The sequence below is a fragment of the Hydrogenophaga electricum genome, assembly GCF_030160815.1.
GTDB lineage: Bacteria > Pseudomonadota > Gammaproteobacteria > Burkholderiales > Burkholderiaceae_C > Hydrogenophaga > Hydrogenophaga electricum.
The window spans coordinates 59,702-80,424 of record NZ_BSPB01000004.1 but is presented as its reverse complement, the minus strand read 5'-3'; the positions used below and the strand labels follow the sequence as shown (position 1 = coordinate 80,424).

The 20,723-nt window shown below is 60.5% G+C and carries 4 protein-coding genes; all 4 read right to left on the bottom strand.

Annotated elements, in window-relative coordinates; translation table 11 throughout:
* Positions 1 to 47: 47 nt before the first annotated feature.
* Complete coding sequence (locus tag QQK43_RS04010) at positions 48 to 1,904, bottom strand: TolC family protein (protein WP_284306782.1); 1,857 nt, start codon at positions 1,902 to 1,904, stop codon at positions 48 to 50.
* Complete coding sequence (locus QQK43_RS04005) at positions 1,904 to 3,331, bottom strand: HlyD family type I secretion periplasmic adaptor subunit (RefSeq protein ID WP_284306781.1); 1,428 nt, start codon at positions 3,329 to 3,331, stop codon at positions 1,904 to 1,906. Before QQK43_RS04005 ends, QQK43_RS04010 begins: the two co-directional genes overlap by 1 nt.
* 4 nt (positions 3,332 to 3,335) lie before the next feature.
* The gene (locus tag QQK43_RS04000) at positions 3,336 to 5,528 is read right to left on the bottom strand and encodes a type I secretion system permease/ATPase (protein WP_284306780.1); all 2,193 of its coding nucleotides are present in this window, start codon (positions 5,526 to 5,528) and stop codon (positions 3,336 to 3,338) included.
* A 63-nt stretch (positions 5,529 to 5,591) separates the two neighbouring features.
* A complete protein-coding gene (locus QQK43_RS03995) occupies positions 5,592 to 20,714 on the bottom strand; it encodes an SdrD B-like domain-containing protein (RefSeq protein WP_284306779.1) in 15,123 nt (5,040 codons plus the stop codon).
* Positions 20,715 to 20,723: the final 9 nt, after the last annotated feature.

Below are 20,723 nucleotides of genomic sequence, written 5' to 3'. Positions count from 1 at the left end.
ACCAGCCGCCACGATTTTCGGGGCGGTTCATAGCCGTTGCATGCACATCAATTCGATAAATGCTTGCCCGCGAGCACGATGTCATCTTCTGCCAACTCTCCGACACTTGCCTTGAGACGCAGCCATGAAACCAGCGCATTGACCCGCGCTTTGACGATGTCGCGCCTGACCGCAAACAACTGCTGCTGAGCGTTGAGAACGTCGGTATTTGTCTTCAGGCCCACCTCATACCCCAACTGATTGGCCTCCAGGGCAACCAGCCCGGAAACCTGTGCCGCGTTCAGTGCCAGCACCTCCGCCTGGTAGCCCTTGACTTCCATGTAGGCCGTCTGCGCATCCAGCACAGCATCCGATCGGGCACGCAGCAATTCGGCCTCCTGCTTGTCCTGCAAGGCCAAGGCCTCCCTGATCTTGCTTTGCGCAAATCCACCATCCAGCAAGGGAACGTTCAGACGAATGCCGACATAAGCGTCCCATTGCCGGCTGCTTGAACGCCCGAGACTGGCCGGTCGTGAACTCGACGTCCGGCTGTCCGAATGGCCTTCGCTGCTCGATGTGGTCGTGCCCCGCAAGTCCTGCGTGGTCGATGCCGTCTGAGACTGTCCATCGGTGGTCGATTGCGATTCGGTTTGCGACCCCGACGTCGTTTGCGTCTCAGATTGAGACCCCGTGCTACCTGCAAACGTTTCGCTGGCTTCGCTCTGCCCCGTGCTTCGCTCTCGGATGCGGCTTGTGCCCGCATTGGCCACGAAGTCCAATGTGGGTTTGCCTACGGCCTCTTGCTTCTCCAGTTCCTTGCGGGTCGCGAGCAGTCCCAACTGCTGGATCCGAACTCCGTACGATTGATCGGCAGCTCGGCCGGTCCATTGATCCATCGCCCCGAGCTCGCCAACCATGGCGCCGTCGGCGTCCTTGAGTGACTGCACCGCAGCCACCGGCAGGCCAACCATCGCCTGCAAGCCGGCACGCTTGATCGACCAGTTGTTCTGTTGCACCACCTTTTGCGCCAACACAAGATCCAGATTCGCCTGGGCTTCGCGAACGTCAGCGATGGTGACCACCCCCTCGCTGAAACTCTGCTCTGCCACATCCACCTGCTGGCGCAGCGCCGCCTCTTGTGCAACCAAGGCATCAAGAACCGACTTGGCTGCCACGATGTCGAAGTAGGCCTTGGCCACACGCAAGATCACCGACTGCCGCGCTGCAGCCAGCCCCAGATGGCCCTGCTCGCCCAGATATGCGCTCTGTTCCACCGCACGCGAGAGCGCAGGCCGGTAGATCGGCCATGTCAGTGAAACACCGACCTCTGCTGACGTCCCTCTCACCCGCTTGTGTACCTGCTCCCATTCACTGACCTGGCCGTTCTGACTGGATGTTTCGTCCTGCGTCCGCTGAAACGTCGAAGACTCTGTGGTGTCGCTGGTCGAAGTCACCGGCAGTCGGCCCGACATGCCTCCCGAAGTGCGACTTGAGGCTGTTTGGCTGGTACTGGTCGCCCCTGAGCTGACCGTATGAGTGCTGCTCTGCAATGCCAACGGCTCATCCAACCAAGTCTGTGTTACCGGTCTAGATACCGACGTGGTCAGTGCACCAGTGAGACTGACGTTTGGCCGCAGCGCAGCGCGAGCCTGCGGCAAGCGCTCGCGGGAAACCCGGTAGTCGGCCTCAGCAGAGAGATAGGTGGCATCACCTTTCAAGGCCAACGCCAGTGCTTGTTCCAGCGTCAGAATCGGCACCGCCGAGTTGCCCAGCGACCGCGAAGAAGCCAGACTGATTCCGCCTTCATGTGTCTGCGCAAATCCCCCAGAAAGCATGCAGGCGGTCGTCAGGCACAGCACGCCGCCCCATCGTCCGACCCGGTCGAACCCCACCGCCGAGATGCCCCGGCGAAAACCATCGTCCATTACCGCTCCCTCATGCTTTCCTGAGCGCCACGGATCAGTGGCGACAGGAAATACTCGATCACACGGCGCGACCCCGTTTTGATCTCGACGGACACCGCCATACCCGGCACCAACTCGACAGAGCGGTCATTGGCCCGGATATCGGATCGCACCAGTTGCAAACGGGTCACATACACCAACCCGCGCTTTTCATCGTTGATCGCGTCACGCGACACCGACTTCACAACGGCGTGCGCCATGCCGTGTTTCGTGTAGGGGAAGGTCTCCACCTTGATTTCGGCTTCCTGCCCTTCGTGCACGAACCCGATGTCCTTGTTTTCCAGAAACGCCTCCACCTCCAGGTTCGCACCGTGCGGCACGATCACCATCAGCGCCTGGGCTGGCGTGACCACACCACCCTCGGTGTGGATCGCCAACTGCTGCACGGTGCCATCGACTGGTGCCACCAACCGCATCAAACCCAGCCGCGCGGTGGCCTTTCTGAACTCCTGGCGCAACGCCGCAGCGCGCTGCCGCCCTTCATCGATGCTGTCCAGGCTCAGGCGCCGGGTTTCCGCCTGTAACTCCTGTCCGCGCGTTCGGGCCTGCTGCAAGGCAGCCTCCAGTTCCTGAACGCGACTGCGTTGGCTGTTCAGGTCGGCCTGCTGCTCGATGCGAATCTGCTCCCGATCCAGATAGCCATGCTTGGACACGAAATTCTTTGCCACCAGATTCCGGTAGTTCTGGGCTCGCTGGTCCGCGATCGGCAAGGTCTGTTCCAGCTTGCGAACCCCTGCCAGGGTGGATTGCCGCTCGGCCTCGCGTTGCGCCACTTCAGCCGCGATTCGCGCGCGCTTGGCCGCGTACTCCCCCGCTTGCCCCGCGAAATGGCGCTGCCCTTCCAGGTACGCGGCCTCGCTCACCTCCGGCGGCCGCGCCAACACGGCATCTGCCTGACCATCAAGCCATTGCAGCATTGCCTCGCCGCGCGAGACCTGCAGCAACGCGGCCTCCAGTTCCAGCCCCAGGCGCTCCACATCGGCACCCGCGCTTTCCCCGTCCAGCTCCACCAGCAAATCACCGGCCTTCACGGCCTGCCCATCGGCCACATGGATCCGCTTGACCGACGCGGTTTCGAACGGCTGGACCACCTTCGTCCGATCGTTTGGGATGAATTTGCCTTGTGCCGTGGCCACCACGTCGATGCGGCCCCAGACCGACCACAGCAACGCCAGCAGCGCAAACATCACCAGCAACCACATCGCCACCCGGGGCAAAGGCGATACCGGCGTTTCCTGCAGCGCAAGCGCCGCCGGCAAGAACGCCGCCTCGTGCTCCAGCCTTTCAGCAGGCGTCATCTCGCGCCGCAATTGCCAAGCCTGCCGCCACACCGCTGTGTAGCGCTTGAACAAATCATGAGCGGCCTGAAGTCGGATACGCACTCCCATGAAATCACCCCTGTTGCAAGCGATGGAGCTGGGCATAGGCCCCCTGCTCTTGCTGCAGTAGCTCGGCATGCGTGCCGCTTTCAATGATCTGCCCACGCTCCATCACCACGATGCGATGGGCATGGCGAACAGCTGAGAGCCGATGGGCGACGACGATCACTGTCCGCCCTTGGCAAATTGCCTGCATGTTGTCTTGGATCACCCGCTCGCTCTCGTAATCCAGCGCACTGGTAGCCTCATCAAAGATCAGGATGCGCGGATCGCTCATCAAGGCGCGAGCAATCGCAATGCGCTGCCGCTGCCCGCCCGAAAGGGTGGAGCCGTGTTCGCCCACCAAGGTGTCGTACCCCTCAGGTAGCTCCAGGATAAATTCGTGTGCACCCGCCATCCGGGCCGCCTGCATCACCCGCTCCATCGGTGCCCCAGGGTCGGCCAGCGCGATGTTTTCGCGCACGCTGCGCGCGAACAACACGTTTTCCTGAAGCACCACGCCAATCTGCCTGCGCAGCGAACTGGCGTCGGCCAGGGCCAGATCCACGCCATCGACCAGCACACGGCCTTTCTCCGGCACGTACAGGCGCTGCACCAGCTTCGTCAACGTGCTCTTACCGGACCCGGATCGCCCCACCACCCCCAGCACCTCGCCCGGTGGCAGTTCCAGCGATACGCCACGGAGAATCTCCGGCCCGTCGGGGCGGTAACGGAAAACCACCTGATCCAGCGACACCCTGCCCGCCACCGGCGGCAGCGCGCTTTTCGTCCCCGACACCTCGGTGCGTGTATTGAGAATGTCCCCCAGCCGCTGCACCGAAATCCCGGTTTGCTGGAAATCCGTCCACAACTGGGCCAAACGCGTGACCGGCTGCGCCACCTGCCCCGCCAGCATGTTGAAAGCGATCAGTTGCCCCACACTGAGGCGCCCCTCGATGACCAGCCGGGCCCCGAAATACAGGGTGCACACCGTCACCAGCTTCGACACCAGGGTGACGCCGCTGCTGGCCAACGTGCCGACGGTGGCCGTGCGAAAACTCGACGACACATAGGCCGCCAACTGATTGTCCCAGCGACGCGTCCATTGAGGCTCCACCGCCATGCTTTTGACGGTGTCGATGCCACTGATCGTCTCCACCAGAAAAGCCTGGTTTTCCGCGCCGCGATTGAACTTCTCGTGCAACCGCGCCCGGAGAACCGGCGTGAAGAACCCCGAAATCAAGGCATAACAAGGCAGCGACACCAGCACGATCAGCGTCAGCCAGCCGCTGTAATAGGCCATGACGGCGATGAACACCACCGAGAACAGCAGGTCCAGCACCACCGTCAGCGCGTTGCCGGTCAGGAACGCGCGGATGTTCTCCAGTTCGCGGACCCGCGCCACCGAATCCCCCACGCGCCGCGCCTGGAAATAGGCCAGCGGCAGGCCGAGCAGGTGCCTGAACAGCCGCGCGCCGAGTTCCACGTCGATGCGGCTGGTTGTGTGCGCAAACACATAACTGCGCAGCGCCGACAACGTCACCTCAAAAATCACCACCACCAGAAAACCGATGCCGATCACATCCAGCGTGGTGTAACCCCGGTGCACCAACACCTTGTCCATCACCACCTGGAAGAACAGCGGCGTCACCAGCGCGAACAACTGCAGCGCAAAGCTAACCGCAAGAACCTCCAGCAGCAGCTTGCGGTACTTCACCACGGCCGGAATGAACCAGGTGAAATCGAAGCGGGCCATCTCGCCCGCCAGCGAGGCACGCGAGGTGAACAACACCACCTGTCCGCGCCAGCGGGACTGGAAGGCCGCCAGCGACAGCTTTTCAGGACGGCCGACAACTGGCGACTGGATCAGGACGCTCACTTCGCCACTTGGGGATGCCTCCACCCGCGCGAGGATGCAGAATTCGGTGGTGCCCTCTTCGCCCACCATCAGTGCCACCGCAGGCAATGGCAACTTCGTCAAACGAGCAGGATCCCCATCGATCAGGCGAGCCTTGAGGCCCAGCTTCTTTGCGGCCAGCAGCAGGGCACTGGCATCCAAAGGCCGGCCCTCGCCCCCGAACTCGTGCCGCAGTTGCTCGGGATCGGCGGCCACGTTGTGAAGCCTGGCCATCATGACCAGGCAAACCAGGCCCGTGTCCAAGCGACTGCCTCCATTGACAGGCGAAACAGCGCCTGCAGCGCTGTCACCGCTTTTTGAATCATTCATATCGAAGAGATGCAATGAGCCGCCCTGAAGCGCTATCCCCAGCAGCGGCGTGCGGTTCGAGGGTCAGACCAGACTTTCCGCCAGCATCGGGACTGTCGTGCCTGTCAGGTGAACAGGGAGAGTGCTCTCGCCTGCCGTCTGGAACGACTCGGACGCCATCGCCTGTATGAGCCCGTCTACTTGGGACTGGATCTCCACCAGCGATACAGGCATATCCGGCTGTACCTCACCCGCCGCAGGCTGTGCAAGCAACTGCTCCAACGTTGGCAACTCAATACCTTGGTTGAGCAAGTCCGATCCGTCGACGGCAAAGTACACATCGCTCATCTGGACAAGCGTACCGTCGCGCATGCGAGCGGTGCCGGTCTCTCCCAGCAGATTGCCGAAAGCGTCTAATGTCGCCGTGGAGCGATACCCCGTTTCGAGACTCTCAATGCCCAACGACTGCAATCCGTGGAGCTCGGTCTCCTGACTCTGATGATCACCATTGGCATCCTGCCAGACAAGCAACTCCCCAAATCGCTCATCCAGTGCATCGACCAATCCATCGCCATTGCTGTCCAAGGCTGCCAAGCTTACGAACCCATCACCGCGGGTGATTCCCCCAAACAATTCGCTGATGTCGTCGATACGGCCGTTGCCATTCGCATCCAGCGCCAGAAAACCATCCTCAGCCGATATCCAACCTGAGCGAACCGCATCGCCAGACCCCAACAGATCGAATGTGCCTGCGGAAGACTCCCTGCCCGTTGTCTGGATGCCATCGCCATTGAGATCGATGACAATGGGGGTCACTGATCGGGATGCGACCTGAATCCGCAACTGCTCCACTTTCACGTAGTCGTTGCTCTCGCCTTCGCGCGCGGCAATCACCAGCACATTACCCGCCAGGCCAGACGCGTTAACGTCGGCCCATCGTGCCGATGAGCCTCCCAGGTTCACCTCGGTAAAGCCCAGCGATGCCAGCGTGGCATTGCTCATACTGGTGATCGGCCCCGCATGGTTGCCGATCCATATGGTGACGTCACTGTCGTTGTAGACATAGCCCAGATAAGCCTTGTCCACGACCACAGCCTCGGAGAACTGGTACACGAGAAAGTTGTCGCGCCCGCTGTTGTCGAGCGTGTGCGAAACACCGCTTCCGCGGCCCTCCGAACTGTCCGTCACGCCCAACCCACCACTGTAGGAGCCGGCATAGGCCTTGGTCCAGGTTCCACGGCTCTTGTCACGGCTCCATGCGGTGGCCGTGACCGTCACACCGCCTGCGGTCAAGGTACGAGAGTTGCCATCCGATCCATCCGTCGACGAGTTCCCGGAAAAGCACAGGTCCACCGTACTCATGGGCGGTTTCAGCCCTGCATCCCAGCCCGTCACATGTTCGCCGATGCCCACCACAATGGTGGCCGACCTGCCCGTGCTTGCATCCACATCAGAGTCCAAACGTTCGTCGCCGCCCTGATCCATTCGCGTAAGCCCCCCATACGCCACAGGCGCTGTCACCTGAATCTGGTAGCTGCCTGCACTCAATCCTTCAAACAGGTATGCCCCTTGTGCATCCGTTGTTGTTGAGGCCACCAGTTGCCCTTGCGCGTCAAGCAATTTGACGGCGACACCAGCCACACCAGGCTCGCCCTCATCCTGGATGCCGTTGCCATTGGTGTCGCACCAGACTCGACTGCCCAAACTGGACAAGGGTACCGGCTCCGGTTCGCACGCCGCAGGCGTCACCCACACGGCCAGCTTTTCCAATTTGAAGTAGTCATTGCTTTCGCCATTGCGGGCAGATACCACCAGCACATTGCCGCTGACATTGCCTTGGTTGAAATCCGCCCAACGGGCGGATGATCCCCCCAGATTGATTTCAGTAAAACCCAGGGATGCCAGCACCGAGTTGCTCATCTGTCCCAAAGGAACTGCGCTGCTGCCAATCCAGATCGACATATCGCTGTCGTTGTAGACATAGCCCAGAAGTGCCTTGTCCACGGTGACATCCTGCGAAAACTGATAAACAACGAAATTGTCCCGCCCACTGTTATCGATGGTGTGCGTCACCCCGCTGCCCTTGCCTTCGGCGCTGTCCGTCACGCCATGGCCGCCACTGTAGGCCCCCAGAAATGCCTTGGCCCATTTCCCGTTCGACTTGTCCCGGCTCCAGGCAGTGGCCGAGACCGAGACACCCGTCACGGCATCGACATAGACTCGGCTGTTGCCATCCGTTCCATCCGTGGCGCTGCAGCCAGAAAAGTCGTAGGTGATTCCCACGGGACTCGCTACAAGCCCAGCGTCCCAACCGAGAGCCTCCTGCCTGCCGTCCACGGCAATGATCGCCGTCTCTCCCGTCGCGGCGTTGACATCCGAATCCCGCAGGTCATCGCTGCCCTGGTCCTGCTTGGCAAAGCCATAGCCCTGCGGTGCCACGACCTGCACCGCATAACTGCCTGCCTCCAGACCTGTGAAACGGTATTGGCCTTGCGCATCCGTCGTTTGCGTATCCAGAACCCGACCATCCTCGCTCAGCAAATGAACCGTCACGCCATCAACGCCTCGTTCGCCCTCGTCCTGCACACCGTTATTGTTGCAATCCAGAAACACCCGGTCGCCAATCACCGACTGAGCATCGAGTCGCTCGCCGAAGTTGTTTTCCTGGCTGTGCTGTGCTGCCACAAGCGATATGCCGGAAATGACATCATTGCCGGCGACACCGCCACTGGATCCGACGCTTTCCTGACCATCCAAATAGCCCTCGGGCTGTGTCTGAATCACCGAGTAGGTACCAGCCCGTAAATCCTCGAAAACATATGCACCATCCACACCAGTGACAGTGGTGGTATTTACCGATCGCCCCAAATCATCGACGCCCTGCAAAGTGATCACCACCCCAGCCAAACCGGGTTCGCCTGTTTGCCTCAGAGCGTCGTCGTTGTCATCCAAATAGACATATCCGGAAATCCGACCAGTCTCCGAACCGATGTCTATAGGTGGTTCATCGCAGAACGCCAGCGTTGCTACACGTTCATCGGAGCCAGTCCACCCCGCGATGATGATCCGATCGCCCAGCCACTGACCCGAAGATCGGATATCAATGACCAAGTCGCCGTCAACCAATGCCAGATGCAAGTCGGAAGAAGTGATGTCTCCGCTGAAACGGATTGTTCCCTGTCCATCGGTATCGACGATCACATCCAAGCCATCTCCGCGAGCAAAAAGATATGTATCGTTGCCCGCGCCACCATAGAGCGTGTCCGAGCCGCGCCAGCCAGCCAATGTGTCATCACCATCAAGGCCATAGAGCGCATTGTTTTGATCATTGCCTACCAGATAGTTATTGACTCCATTGCCAAGGCCAACCTTTGCCGTTCCCTCCAGAACGAGGCCCTCCAGATGCTCGGCGAGTTTGTAGACATCGAGTGACGTGCGAATTACGTCAAAGCCGCCATCAGCATTTTCAATCACCACATCACCAGCGTCGTCCACCCAATAGGAGTCATCGCCTGCTCCCCCAATCATCGTGTCGGCACCTTCGCCACCATCAAGCACGTTGTTGCCAGCATTGCCTACCAGCAGTTGCGCCCCTTTACCTGTCACCACATCAATATTCGGATTCGATACCGAATCCAGCACACGAACCTCCTCGACATTTTCGACAAAAATACTGGCCGATGTCCAGACAGTGTCATAACCCTCATCCTCGTACTCGACAACCGTATCGGTTTCCCAAAGGTATTTCGGCCCGGCATCCACGCCAAAGCGATCAACTGCATCACATAAGACAAGTGCTGTTCCGCTGACTCCTGAGGGCAATACCTCCCATGTGCCATCGACGATGTAAACATCATCGCCTGTGCCGCCCTCTAACCAATCCAATCCAGCACCCCCATCAAGATAATCATTATTTGAATGATTCAGCCAACCATCGGCTCCTCCAAAAATTACATCATTCCCCTCTCCGCCATAAAGATAATCATCACCAGAACCGCCATCAATGGTGTCATCGCCGATACCTCCGTGAATCACATCATCATTTGTCAAATGCTTGATGCGGTGATTGAAAGGAACTCCCACCAGAACAAGATCAGCCACCATCCTTGCCTCGACGGGAGGCTCAGGAACCAACCCACCCAAACTGGCCGACTCATCATCGCCGCCATAGAGAAAATCGTTCCCCTCACCCCCATAAATCAAATCATTGCCTGCACCACCATCAACATAGTCATTTCCGGCACCACCATCGATCGTATCGTCTTCATCAGGTGCATCGTAGTTGGAGATGCTGACATATTCGCCCTCTTGATTCTCATCCGGCGGCTGAAATTCAGAATTCGAAACGACATTAACAAAGCCTGCATGACCTCCGAAAATATAGTCATCACCTTCACCGCCATCAATCAAATCATTACCGATTCCACCATCAATATGGTCATCACCATTGCCCCCATAGAGGGTATCGGCATAAGCCACCTCGCTGGCCGCCAGAAATGCCTGTTGAATGTCCATTGACAGGGAATCAAAGCGCCAATCCAGTCCCGGCATCTGTGAAAACATGATGTCCCACTCCGGAATGAAAGGCGCCGTCACCCTGACATAGCCATCCGGAGGAAGGCTTGCCTGGGCATAGGTGACATCATGCGTCACCTGCAAAGCAGCCAACACCGACTCGGGCCTGTACACCCATTGCCGCAAAGATGCTTGGAAACTGTCTGGATTGGCCTCCTCCAAATCCAACACCATCCGACCAGCTTGATCCACCATCAAATCAACGCCATAGGGACTCCAGTGGACATATTTTTCCGCCTGAGCATAATTCCACCCCCATCTGTCGATTGGGACAAACCAAAATTCCTGAGAATAACCACCCAGGCCATCCAAATGCCGGACCGAGATCTCGACAAAATCTGCCGGATCGGCATCTGAGGGTAACTCGCTCAGCAGTTGCATCGAATTTTTGAAGAATGCCCATCCACTCAATTCCGCTGAAGGTTCAAATCCAGTCGCCTGAATGATCGCCCCCAATGCTGCGGCCACGGAACCACCGTCCACGAAAGACAGCTGGGCCGAGCTCTCATAAATATCGCCAGCGATGTAGTCATCGCCATCCATGCCCCAGATCACATCCCGGCCAGCACCACCCATGATCTGATTGTTCTCGGCATTGCCCGTGACCAGCAAGTCCGCCTCCAAGGCGCTGGCATCCATGTTCTCCACATGATCAGGAACCTCAATGGTCACCGACACCGGCTTGACGTGAGAAACCGAACTTGGCGACGAAACGGCTCCCGGAGTGAGAATGATCGTGTCCACCCCTTCATTGGCCGCCTCGACGACCAAGTCCTCGGGTGAGGGTCCAACCGCTCGCACCTCATAGACGTCGTCGCCACTTCCTCCGATCAGCGTGTCCACACCCTCCGCGCCAATGAGGGTATCGGCTCCTTCCAATCCGATCAACAGATTGCCCTGCGCATTGCCCTCAATCCGGTTATCCAAGTCATTACCCGTTCCCCGCAAGGCGACTTCGCCCAGCAGAGTCAGATCCTCCACGCCCTCCGTGAGCGTGTAGGCCTCGATATGGCTGAGCACGTGATCATGGCCATCAGCACCAAATTCATCAACAACATCACCTTCCTGAGAAACGATATATGTATCATTGCCCCACCCCCCATTCATGTAGTCGTCGCCAGCCCCTCCGTCCAGCGTATCATCTCCATCAAGACCGAAAAGAATATTTTCATACCCATTACCGACAATCAGATTATTTCCCCAATTGCCCCAGCCTTCGGCCTCACCATCGCCAACCAAGTACAGGTTTTCGACCCATTCCGGCAGCTCATAGAACATCAATGTGGTAGTTACAATATCTTCCGAGTAGTCATCATGACCCTCAAAAACCACATCGCCTTCATCATCAACAAAATAGTGATCACTCCCATAACCACCCTCCATGAAGTCAGCTCCGGAACCACCATCCAGCGTATCGTTCCGGCTTCCACCATACAAAGTATCATCGCCCTCATGCCCGTAGAGTTCTGATGCCATATTGGAGCCGGCAATGATATTGTTCAGCTCATTTCCGTGCCCAATGGTCCCTCTGCCTGGGAAATCAATTTTTGATCGTGGCCAAGCCTCCAGCAACGTCGGGTCAACATATTCCCCAGGAAGATCAAGAAGATCCTCGTACAGCACAAGACTCTCGACCCCTGCACCGAGCGTGTAGTTCTGGTTTGTATAAACCGTGTCAAACCCTTCGTTATCGGCTTCGACAACAGTCACCTCACCCGGATCAAGATAGCCGATGAAATAATTGGCCCCACCTTCCGTGAGGTACCCATAGTTGTGAATGACATAGACGTCATCACCCGTCCCACCGTACAACCAGTCGCTACCGCCGCCGGACGAAAGGACGTCATTGCCTTCACCGCCAATCAGCGTATCGTTGGCAAGGCCACCAAAAATCCGGTCATCACCTTCGCGACCGTCCAGATAATCGCCAGGCAGGTTTTCGACAAATACGCCATCCCCCTGAACCACATCATCGTAGGTGAGCCGTTGCTCGTACTCAACGCGCCTGAATTTATCCCGCAGCAGCTCGGAAGCAGCATTCCTAACAGCCAGCCCGAACTCTATGCCGTGCTGCGTAGAAATATTTCCGTATCGACGCTCACTCCCATCAAATGGATCACCCACAATCAAGTTATTGCCGGCGTTTCCGATCATTTGATTCCGATACTCATTGCCAATGCCAGAAACATCACCATCCCCCAGGAGGTTCAAATGCTCAACCCCCTGCGGCAGTCGGTAATCAATGCTACTGTCCACAACATCGGGATTTTCATCGTAACCATCAAGATGCTCATTGATATTAAAAACAACAAGGGTCACCTTCCCATCGCCATCGAAGGCAATATTTTCGTATCCACCCCTTGCATCAATCAGATTTTTGTAATATAGATAATCCGGGTGACTCTGAACCACTGCCAGTTCCAGTGGTTCCAAATGAAGATTCCAAGAAAATATCTGGGCTTCATGGCGCAGGTATTCCGGCTTTCTTTCCAGCACCACATCACCGGGATCATCGACCAGATATCGGTCCCCGCCATCTCCCCCCTCCATGGTGTCGGCCCCCAAACCGCCATCCAGAAAATCATCTCCAGCTTTTCCAAACAGATAATCATTGCCACCCAGACCCAGCAACGTATCATTGCCGGTAGTCCCTGAAAGATGGTCATCACCCTCGGTGCCCTTGATGGCAAGAGCATCAAGCAAAGCTGCGGAATCCAGCACATAGACTTCCCCATCGTCCAGGCTAATTCTTATCGCCTGCCGCAATTGATGATCGCGCCAGATATCCCGTACCGTTATTTCGTCGCCAGATGCCTCTTCAAATCTCAAAACGATATCCGTGCCATCCTGAGCGAATGCCACACCGTCCCACGTGACGCCGTGCAGGATGAGATTGATTTCGGCCTCGAAACCATCCACCAAGACATCTTCACCATCCCCAACGGTATACACATAGGTGTTCTGCCCGCCCCCCCCACTCAGGACATCGCGACCTTCGCCTCCGCGCAAGGTGTCATCGCCTTCGCCCCCCTGCAACGTGTCGTCTCCCGCTTCCCCGAGCAGCACGTCTTGACCTTCACCGCCATCCAGGCGGTCATTGCCCCCGCCTCCGAATAACGTGTCGTCACCCCCACCGCCATCCAGCACATCGTCCCCGGAGCCCCCGTCGAGGCGATCATTGCCCGCCTCGCCGTTCAGCGAATCATTGCCATCCCCACCTTGCAACGAATCATCCCCGTCACTCGCCAGCAACGTGTCGTCACCAACTCCGCCATCTAACAGGTCCCGGCCCGCCCCCCCGAGCAGTACATCGTTACCCGAACCACCATCCAGCACATCGTCGCCAAGCCCGCCATCCAGGTGATCGTCGCCTGCTTCGCCACTCAGAGAATCGTTGCCAGCGCCTCCCAGGATGGTGTCGTTGAGCGCCGTGCCGACCAGCAAGTCGTCCCCCTCGCCCCCCCGAAGGCTCAGGTCGCTGAGCATCTCAGCGGTGTCAAACACCTTGCGCTCGCCGCTGTCCAGTTCAATGACGATGTTCTGAACCAGCCGGTCTTCTTGCCAGATGTTTTCTATCAGCACCTCATCCGCAAAATCAGCGCCATACCTCACCACCAGGCCTGCATCGGTGCGGGCAAAACGAACCTCATCCGCAGTAACGCCCTGTACAAGCAGCTCCACCTCGTTCGTCAAGGCATCGAACACATGGTCCCGCCCGTCGCCCGAGGCAAAAGCGTAGATGGTTGCCGCATCGCCACCCACGAGCGTGTCACTGCCCCGCCCTCCCGTCAGCGTATTGACGCCCTGCCCGCCTTCAAGCCAATCGTCGCCGTCTCCACCAAAGAGAGCGTCCGCACCATCCCCCCCCAACAGCGTGTCGTTTCCATCCCCACCCAGAAGGACATCGTTACCAGCACCGCCGTCGAGCACATCCGCCCCGGTGCCACCATCCAGGCTGTCATCACCCGCTTCGCCGCTCAGCGAATCGTCTCCCTCGCCCCCCAACAGCGTGTCGTTTCCGTCCCCGCCCAGCAGCGCATCGTTGCCAGCGCCGCCGTCGATCACATCCGCCCCGGCGCCACCATGCAGGCTGTCATCACCCGCTCCGCCGCTCAGCGAATCGTCTCCCTCGCCCCCTAGCAGCGTGTCGTTTCCATCTCCGCCCAGCAGCAGGTCTTGACCTTCACCGCCATCCAGGTGGTCGTCCCCCTCGCCGCCCAGCAGAACATCGTTACCAGCACCGCCGTCGAGCACATCCGCCCCGGTGCCTCCATCCAGGCTGTCATCACCCGCTTCGCCGCTCAGCGAGTCGTCACCCTCGCCCCCCAGCAGCGTGTCGCTTCCATCCCCGCCCAGCAGCGCATCGTTGCCAGCGCCGCCGTCGAGCACATCCGCTCCGGCGCCACCATGCAGGCTGTCATCACCCGCTTCGCCGCTCAGCGAATCGTCACCCTCGCCCCCCAGCAGCGTGTCGTTCCCATCCCCGCCCAGCAGAACATCGTTACCAGCACCGCCGTCGAGCACATCCGCCCCGGTGCCACCATCCAGGCTGTCATCACCCGCTTCGCCGCTCAGCGAATCGTCACCCTCGCCCCCCAGCAGCGTGTCGTTCCCATCCCCGCCCAGTAGCAGGTCTTGACCTTCACCGCCATCCAGGTGGTCGTCCCCCTCGCCGCCCAGCAGCGCATCGTTACCAATGCCGCCATCGAGCACATCCGCTCCGGTGCCACCATCCAGGCTGTCGTCGCCTGCTCCGCCGTCCAGCGAATCGCCACCCTCACCACCCTGCAAGGTGTCATTGCCATCGCCACCGAGCAACACGTCCTGGCCTTCATCGCCGTGAAGTTGATCGTCACCCGCGCCACCCAACAGGGTGTCATCGCCCCCCAGGCCTTGCAGCACGTTGCCACCGGTGTTTCCCGTCAGGTGATCACCCGCACTCGTACCGGTAATCCCCCAGTCGCCATCACCCAGCAATCGCCCCTGGTCCTGCCCTTCTGCCAACGTCAAGTCGCCCGAATCGGACACCACCACGTTCAGCAACCGCTCCAGATCGGCTCCGGTGTGGCTTTGCCCGTCTACCAACAATTCAGCGATCTGTTCCCGGGCGATCACGATCCGCCCCCCGCTCTCTCCCGCGTACAGCGCGCCCTGCGCGTAATAGACACTGGCAGGCGCCACGCCATGAATCACCAGCCGGGTGTCGCTCCCCGTTTCCTCAATGGTGTCGTTCCCATCCCCCACCGTGAACACATAGGTATCCGCCCCGTCGCCGCCGGCCAGCGTGTCGTCGCCGGCGCCACCGCGCAGGGTGTCGTCACCCGCACCACCGCCAATGCGATTGGCCAACGCATTGCCCGCCAACGTGTCGCTGCCGGAACCACCCACCAGGTTCTCGATCTCCGTGCCGAACCCGATGAATGCCTGCCCATCGGCCAGAATGCTTTCAGCCTTGTCGCCCCGGTGAATCCAGGAACCCGGTGCAAGATCCACCGTCACCGCTTCGGTTTCCGCACTCAAGTCCAGCGTGTCCGCGCCGCCGGCATCGCTGATGAAGCGGTCAGCCAGGGTATAGGTGCTGTCGCCTGCGCCCAGGCCTTGCGCCACGCCGTACAGGTATTGCAGCGCCGCCACGTCGAACGGCATCAAATCCGTGGCCGGCCCATTGGGCCGGGTGTAGCTCATCACCGTGTTCGTGTTGTTCTCTTCACCAACCGGCAGATACGGCTGCTCGAACGGGTGCTTGAGGCCCAGCGCATGGCCGATTTCGTGCAGCAGCGTCTCGAACCCCGATTCACCCACCGCCAGCGACGCACGCGCCGCCCAGCCGCCCGCCTCCTGTTCGAACAACTGGGCGTACAGCGAACTGTTCAGGTGAATTTCGCCGCTTTTCGCGCTCGCATAGCCGGAAAACCCGCCCATGTTGTTCGACCTCAGGTCGTCCAGATAGAACGACAGGTCGGCATCCACCCCATGCGCCACCTCCACGAAGGCAATGTCCGCCACCGCGCTGTAGCGCGCGAGCGCCTCGCGCACCGCCGCCTTTTGCGTGTCATTGAACAGATAGGCGCCCGTCAACCCGCTGTCAAAGCTGGTGGCGAAGCTGTAGCTCAGCGTGTGCTTGCCGGCCGAGCGCACCTCGTCCCGGTCCAGCAAAGCATCCACGAAATACAGGTCGGCCAGATGCGCGAACGGGTCTTCGCCCGAATCCACAGGTTCCGGCGGCGGCGCCATTGCCAGCAGATCGTCCGCCGTCCAGACGGTGCCATCGTCGAAATGCACCTCGGCCACCATGTACTGCGCGTCCCCCGATCCGGCGCGGTCCACCCCCGAGCCCTGGCTGGGGTTGCTGCGCCCGTAGAAGCCCAGCGCCGTGACCGAATCTCCCGCACCGTAGCGGATGTGCAGGTCCACCCCGTTGCGCACCACCTCCGTCACCTCGGCCGGCGAGAAGCGGAACACCACCAGGTTGCGGCTGCCGTCCGAACCATCGTCGACGATGATGTCCTGCCCATCGCCCAGGCTGAACACGTACAAGTCGGCGCCACCACCACCGGCCAGGTGATCCTGCCCCTGGCCGCCTTCCAGCATGTCGGCCCCGTCGCCCGTTTCATCGCCGTCGCCGTACAGGTAATCGTCGCCCGCGCCACCACTGAGCTTGTCGCTACCCGCTCCACCAATCAGGATGTCGGCGCCTTCGCCTGCGCTGAGGATGTCGTCGTCCGCCCCACCGTGCAGCGTGTCGCTGCCGCCACCGCCCAGCAGCACGTCGCTGCCCGCGCCGCCGTCCAGGTAGTCGGCCTGCTCGCCGCCGTCGAGGTAGTCGTCGCCGTCTCCGCCCCCAAGCGTGTCTTGCCCGCCTTCGCCCCACAGGTGGTCGTCGCCCGCGCCGCCGTAGAGTTTGTCGTTGTCTGCTCCACCAAACAGGTAGTCGTCGCCGAAGTCGCCCCACAGCCTGTCGTTGCCCGCGCCTCCGTGCAGGTAGTCGCCCCCGTGCAGGTTCTGGTCGTCGCCTGACGGATACCAGTCGGTGCCATACAGGTAGGTCGCATCGCCCACCAGGGTGTCGTCACCGTCACCGCCGTACAGCACGTCGGCCCCGTGGCCGCCGATCAGTTTGTCGTCTTCGCTGCCGCCGTCGAGGAAGTCGCGCCCCGCGCCACCCCAAAGGGTGTCCTTGCCGTCGCCGCCGTGTAGTTCGTCGTCGCCGCCGTAACCGATGAGGATGTCGTCATCCGCTTCGCCGTACAGCTTGTCGTGGTCGTTGGCGCCGTAGAGGATGTCGTTGCCGTCTCCACCCCAGAAGCGCACGCCTTGCGCCCCGGTGCCCGCGGCCAGCACATCCGGCGAACCGCCCAGCAGCAGTTCATACGTCTTGGCCTGCCCCACTTCGTCGGGCGCGTGTTCGGAGATTTTCCCCTGCACCACATCCAGCGGGTCGCCCAGCGTGAGGGTCAGCGTCAGCGAGGGTTCAATCCGCACATTGGCGTTGTCTGCGTCCCACCAGTACACGTAGGACTGGGTGGTTTCGTCCCATTCTTTGGCGATGCTGATGTCGAACAGCGCCAGCTCCGGGTGCGGGATCGCCACCACTTCGATGCTGCCGTCTGGTTTCTTGTAGCGGTAGGTGAACACGCTGGCGGTGTTGCCGCCGGCTTTCAGGTTGGCTGTGAAGTTCTCGCCGGCCCGCCAGAACAGCGCCGGCTCGCCGGTGCCAACGATTTGCCCGAAGGTCATGTCGAAGCTGTAGCCGGCTCGCATCAGGTCGTCGTCACCACCGCCGTAGGCTGTGTCCTGCCCGCTGCCGCTGAGGATGATGTCGCTGCCCTGGCCGCCTTCGAGCCAGTCAGCCCCGCCCCGCCCGTCCAGGATGTCGTTGCCGATGCCGCCGCTGAGCACGCTGGCCGCGTCGGTGCCTTGCAGGATGTCGTTGCCCTGCTCGCCGGCCACCGCGTCGTTGCCCACCACGTGGTCCACGTGGTTGTTGTCGGCCCGGCTGGTCACCGGCTGCGGCGCGCTTTGCGGCGCCTGCGGCTGCGCTTCTTCGCCGCTCAGGCTGATGCCGTACTGCCCGGCGCTCCAGTCCTTGAGGTAGACGGTGTTCTGGCTGTCGCCGTCCTTGTGGATCGCCAGCGTGGTCGTGGTGCCCAGCGTGTAGCGGCGGATGACGTAGCCGTCGGCCGTCACCCAGGCGCCTTTGGCCGGGTTGTAGCTGGCGCTCCAGTTCGCGCCCTGCGCGCGTTCGCTGAACACCAGCACGTTGGCGCCTTGCTGGTCGTTGATGAGGTCGGTGCCGTTGCTGGCCTCCAGCCGGTAGGTGTCTGCCCCCTGCCCGCCTTGCAGGTAGTCGGCGCCGGTGCCACCGCTGATGTCGTCGTCGCCTTCGCCGGTGATGATGTGGTCGGCCCCCGCGCCGCCGAGCACCACGTCTTTGGCGCTGCCGCCTTCGATCAGGTCGGCGCCTGCGCCGCCGAAGATCGAATTGATGCCGCTGCCGGCCCTGATCCAGTCGCTGCCCGTGCCGCCGTCGAGCGTGGCCGCGCCGCTGACCAACCGCGCATCCAGCAGGTCGCTGCCAGCTTCGCCGCGCAAGACGGCGGTTTCTGCTGCGCTGCTCTGGTCGAACAGGTAGTCGCTGCCTTCCCCGCCTTCGAGCGTGTCGGAGCCTGTGCCGCCGCTGAAGAAGTCGTTGCCTTCGGCGCCATACAGGTAGTCGTTGCCAGAGCCGCCGTAGAGTTGGTCGTTGCCTTCTCCGCCACCGAGCACGTCATGGCCTGCGCCACCGATCAGCAGGTCATTGCCTGCATCGCCGCGCAGGACGTCATCGCCAGCGCCGCCAAGCAGCGTGTCGTGCCCTTCACCGCCTTCGAGCAGGTCGTCGCCGCTCTGGCCTTCGAGGTGGTCGTCCCCCGCCAAACCCTTGAGGCTGTCGTTGCCCCTGCCGCCGTACAGGCGGTCGCCGAAGACGGTGTTGTTCGTTCCTGACAAGGTCTCAGCCTTGTCGGTGCCGAAGAAGATTTCTTGGTCGGCGCGGGACGCGCTGTCCCGTGACAGGCCAACTATGTCCGCCGTGCTTTGCCCCGACGGCACGGTTTCTCCTGCCGGGGTGTAGTGAAACACCAAGTCCCGGTCTGCCGGTGCGCCAGCGTCAGTCAGCCAGGCAGGGGCCGAGAGGTCCTTTTCGTTGACTTTCAGGAGCGTGGCCAGCAACAGCGCACGGTCGGCGTACCACTGCTCGCTGAAAGCGAATTCGTAGCCTGTGTCGCCGTATAGGCGGGCGTTCATATCGGTTTGCCAGTCCACCGCCAAGCTGGCATGCACTGCCTTCAGTGCGACCAACGCACCAGCATCCGTGGTGCTGATCACCACCGGGCTGAGAAACTGCAGCGCCAGGAACGTGCCGAAGTCGGTCTTGGCTTGGGATTCCAAGTTATCACCCTCAGCCGCCGCAGTGAGCGTGAGGTTGCCCGCGAATGCGCTCAGACTCTGCGGATCTGAAGATCCTGCCGAGAGCCTTTCCAGCAAGTCATGGATATTCCCTTGGTAAGCGGCACGATACGAATCATTTTCACCATCGCTGATGGGCGTCGCGACGAAGTCGTCTGCCCCCAATAGCTGGCGCCTCAATCCATCCAGAACGGCCTCGTAGCTACCTTCCATCTGATTCGAACCGATTTGAATCAGCGCATTGAGGCGCTCCACATCCATGCTGGAATCCAACCGCTCCAGCACAGCCCCCAAGGCAAGCAAGTCAGTTTGCTTGAACATGGAGTGGTTGGCGATGGGGTTCCCACCCAACAGGTCTTCCTGATTCAGCCCGACCCGCTCGCCATACTGATGAAACCCAGGGGTCAGGAAATGGAAATCCGCCCAACTGTTGGTGGTGACGCTGATGCCATTCTCGGCAAAGTAGTTGGTCTGGATATCGCCAACCGCATCCCAACCGCCCAGGCCGAGCGAGGCCCCGATCAGGTTGGCGATATTGGAAAACTCGATCTCGGTATTCAAGGAAGCCAGGCTGTTGAATCCGGCGCTGTTGAAGGTGTTGACGGACTGCACGTCCCAAGCCGCACCAAACAACCGGGTGAACGCGGTGGACAGGTATCCGCCCAGGCTGTGCCCATTGACCGCCGTGATGGCATCCACATCGGCCAGAACACCGGTGCCCGCCACGGGCGTGCCAAGCACGAAGGTGTAGGCCCCCGGCACACCCGGAGCCTCCAGCACGTTGATCTGGATGGCTTCTTCACCCTCCGCCGCCGTGTTCCTCAACCACCAGTTGACCATGTCCCTGATCTGGTTGTAGGGAACGCCTCTGGAAGCCAAGCTGATGTCGTCGGCAATGTCCTGCCCGCCCTGCGTGCCGCGCATGGACACGTAGACCTGGCCCGCATATTCGGTGCCGGCCTTACCTCGCCAGACCACTGCGTCAAAACCTTCGCTTGGCGAAAGCGTTTGCGTCAGTATGTCAAAGTTGGCCAGCAGGTATTGCGCTTGTGCGGCCGTCAGGCGGGCAGTAAGGTTGACGAGAACGGCAGATGCGGTCAGGGGAGCACCGCTATCATCCACAAAATCCTTATATGCAGCATCGGCGAGCAAAGCGTTTACGTATGCAGCTTGAATAGAGCTCATCATCACCTC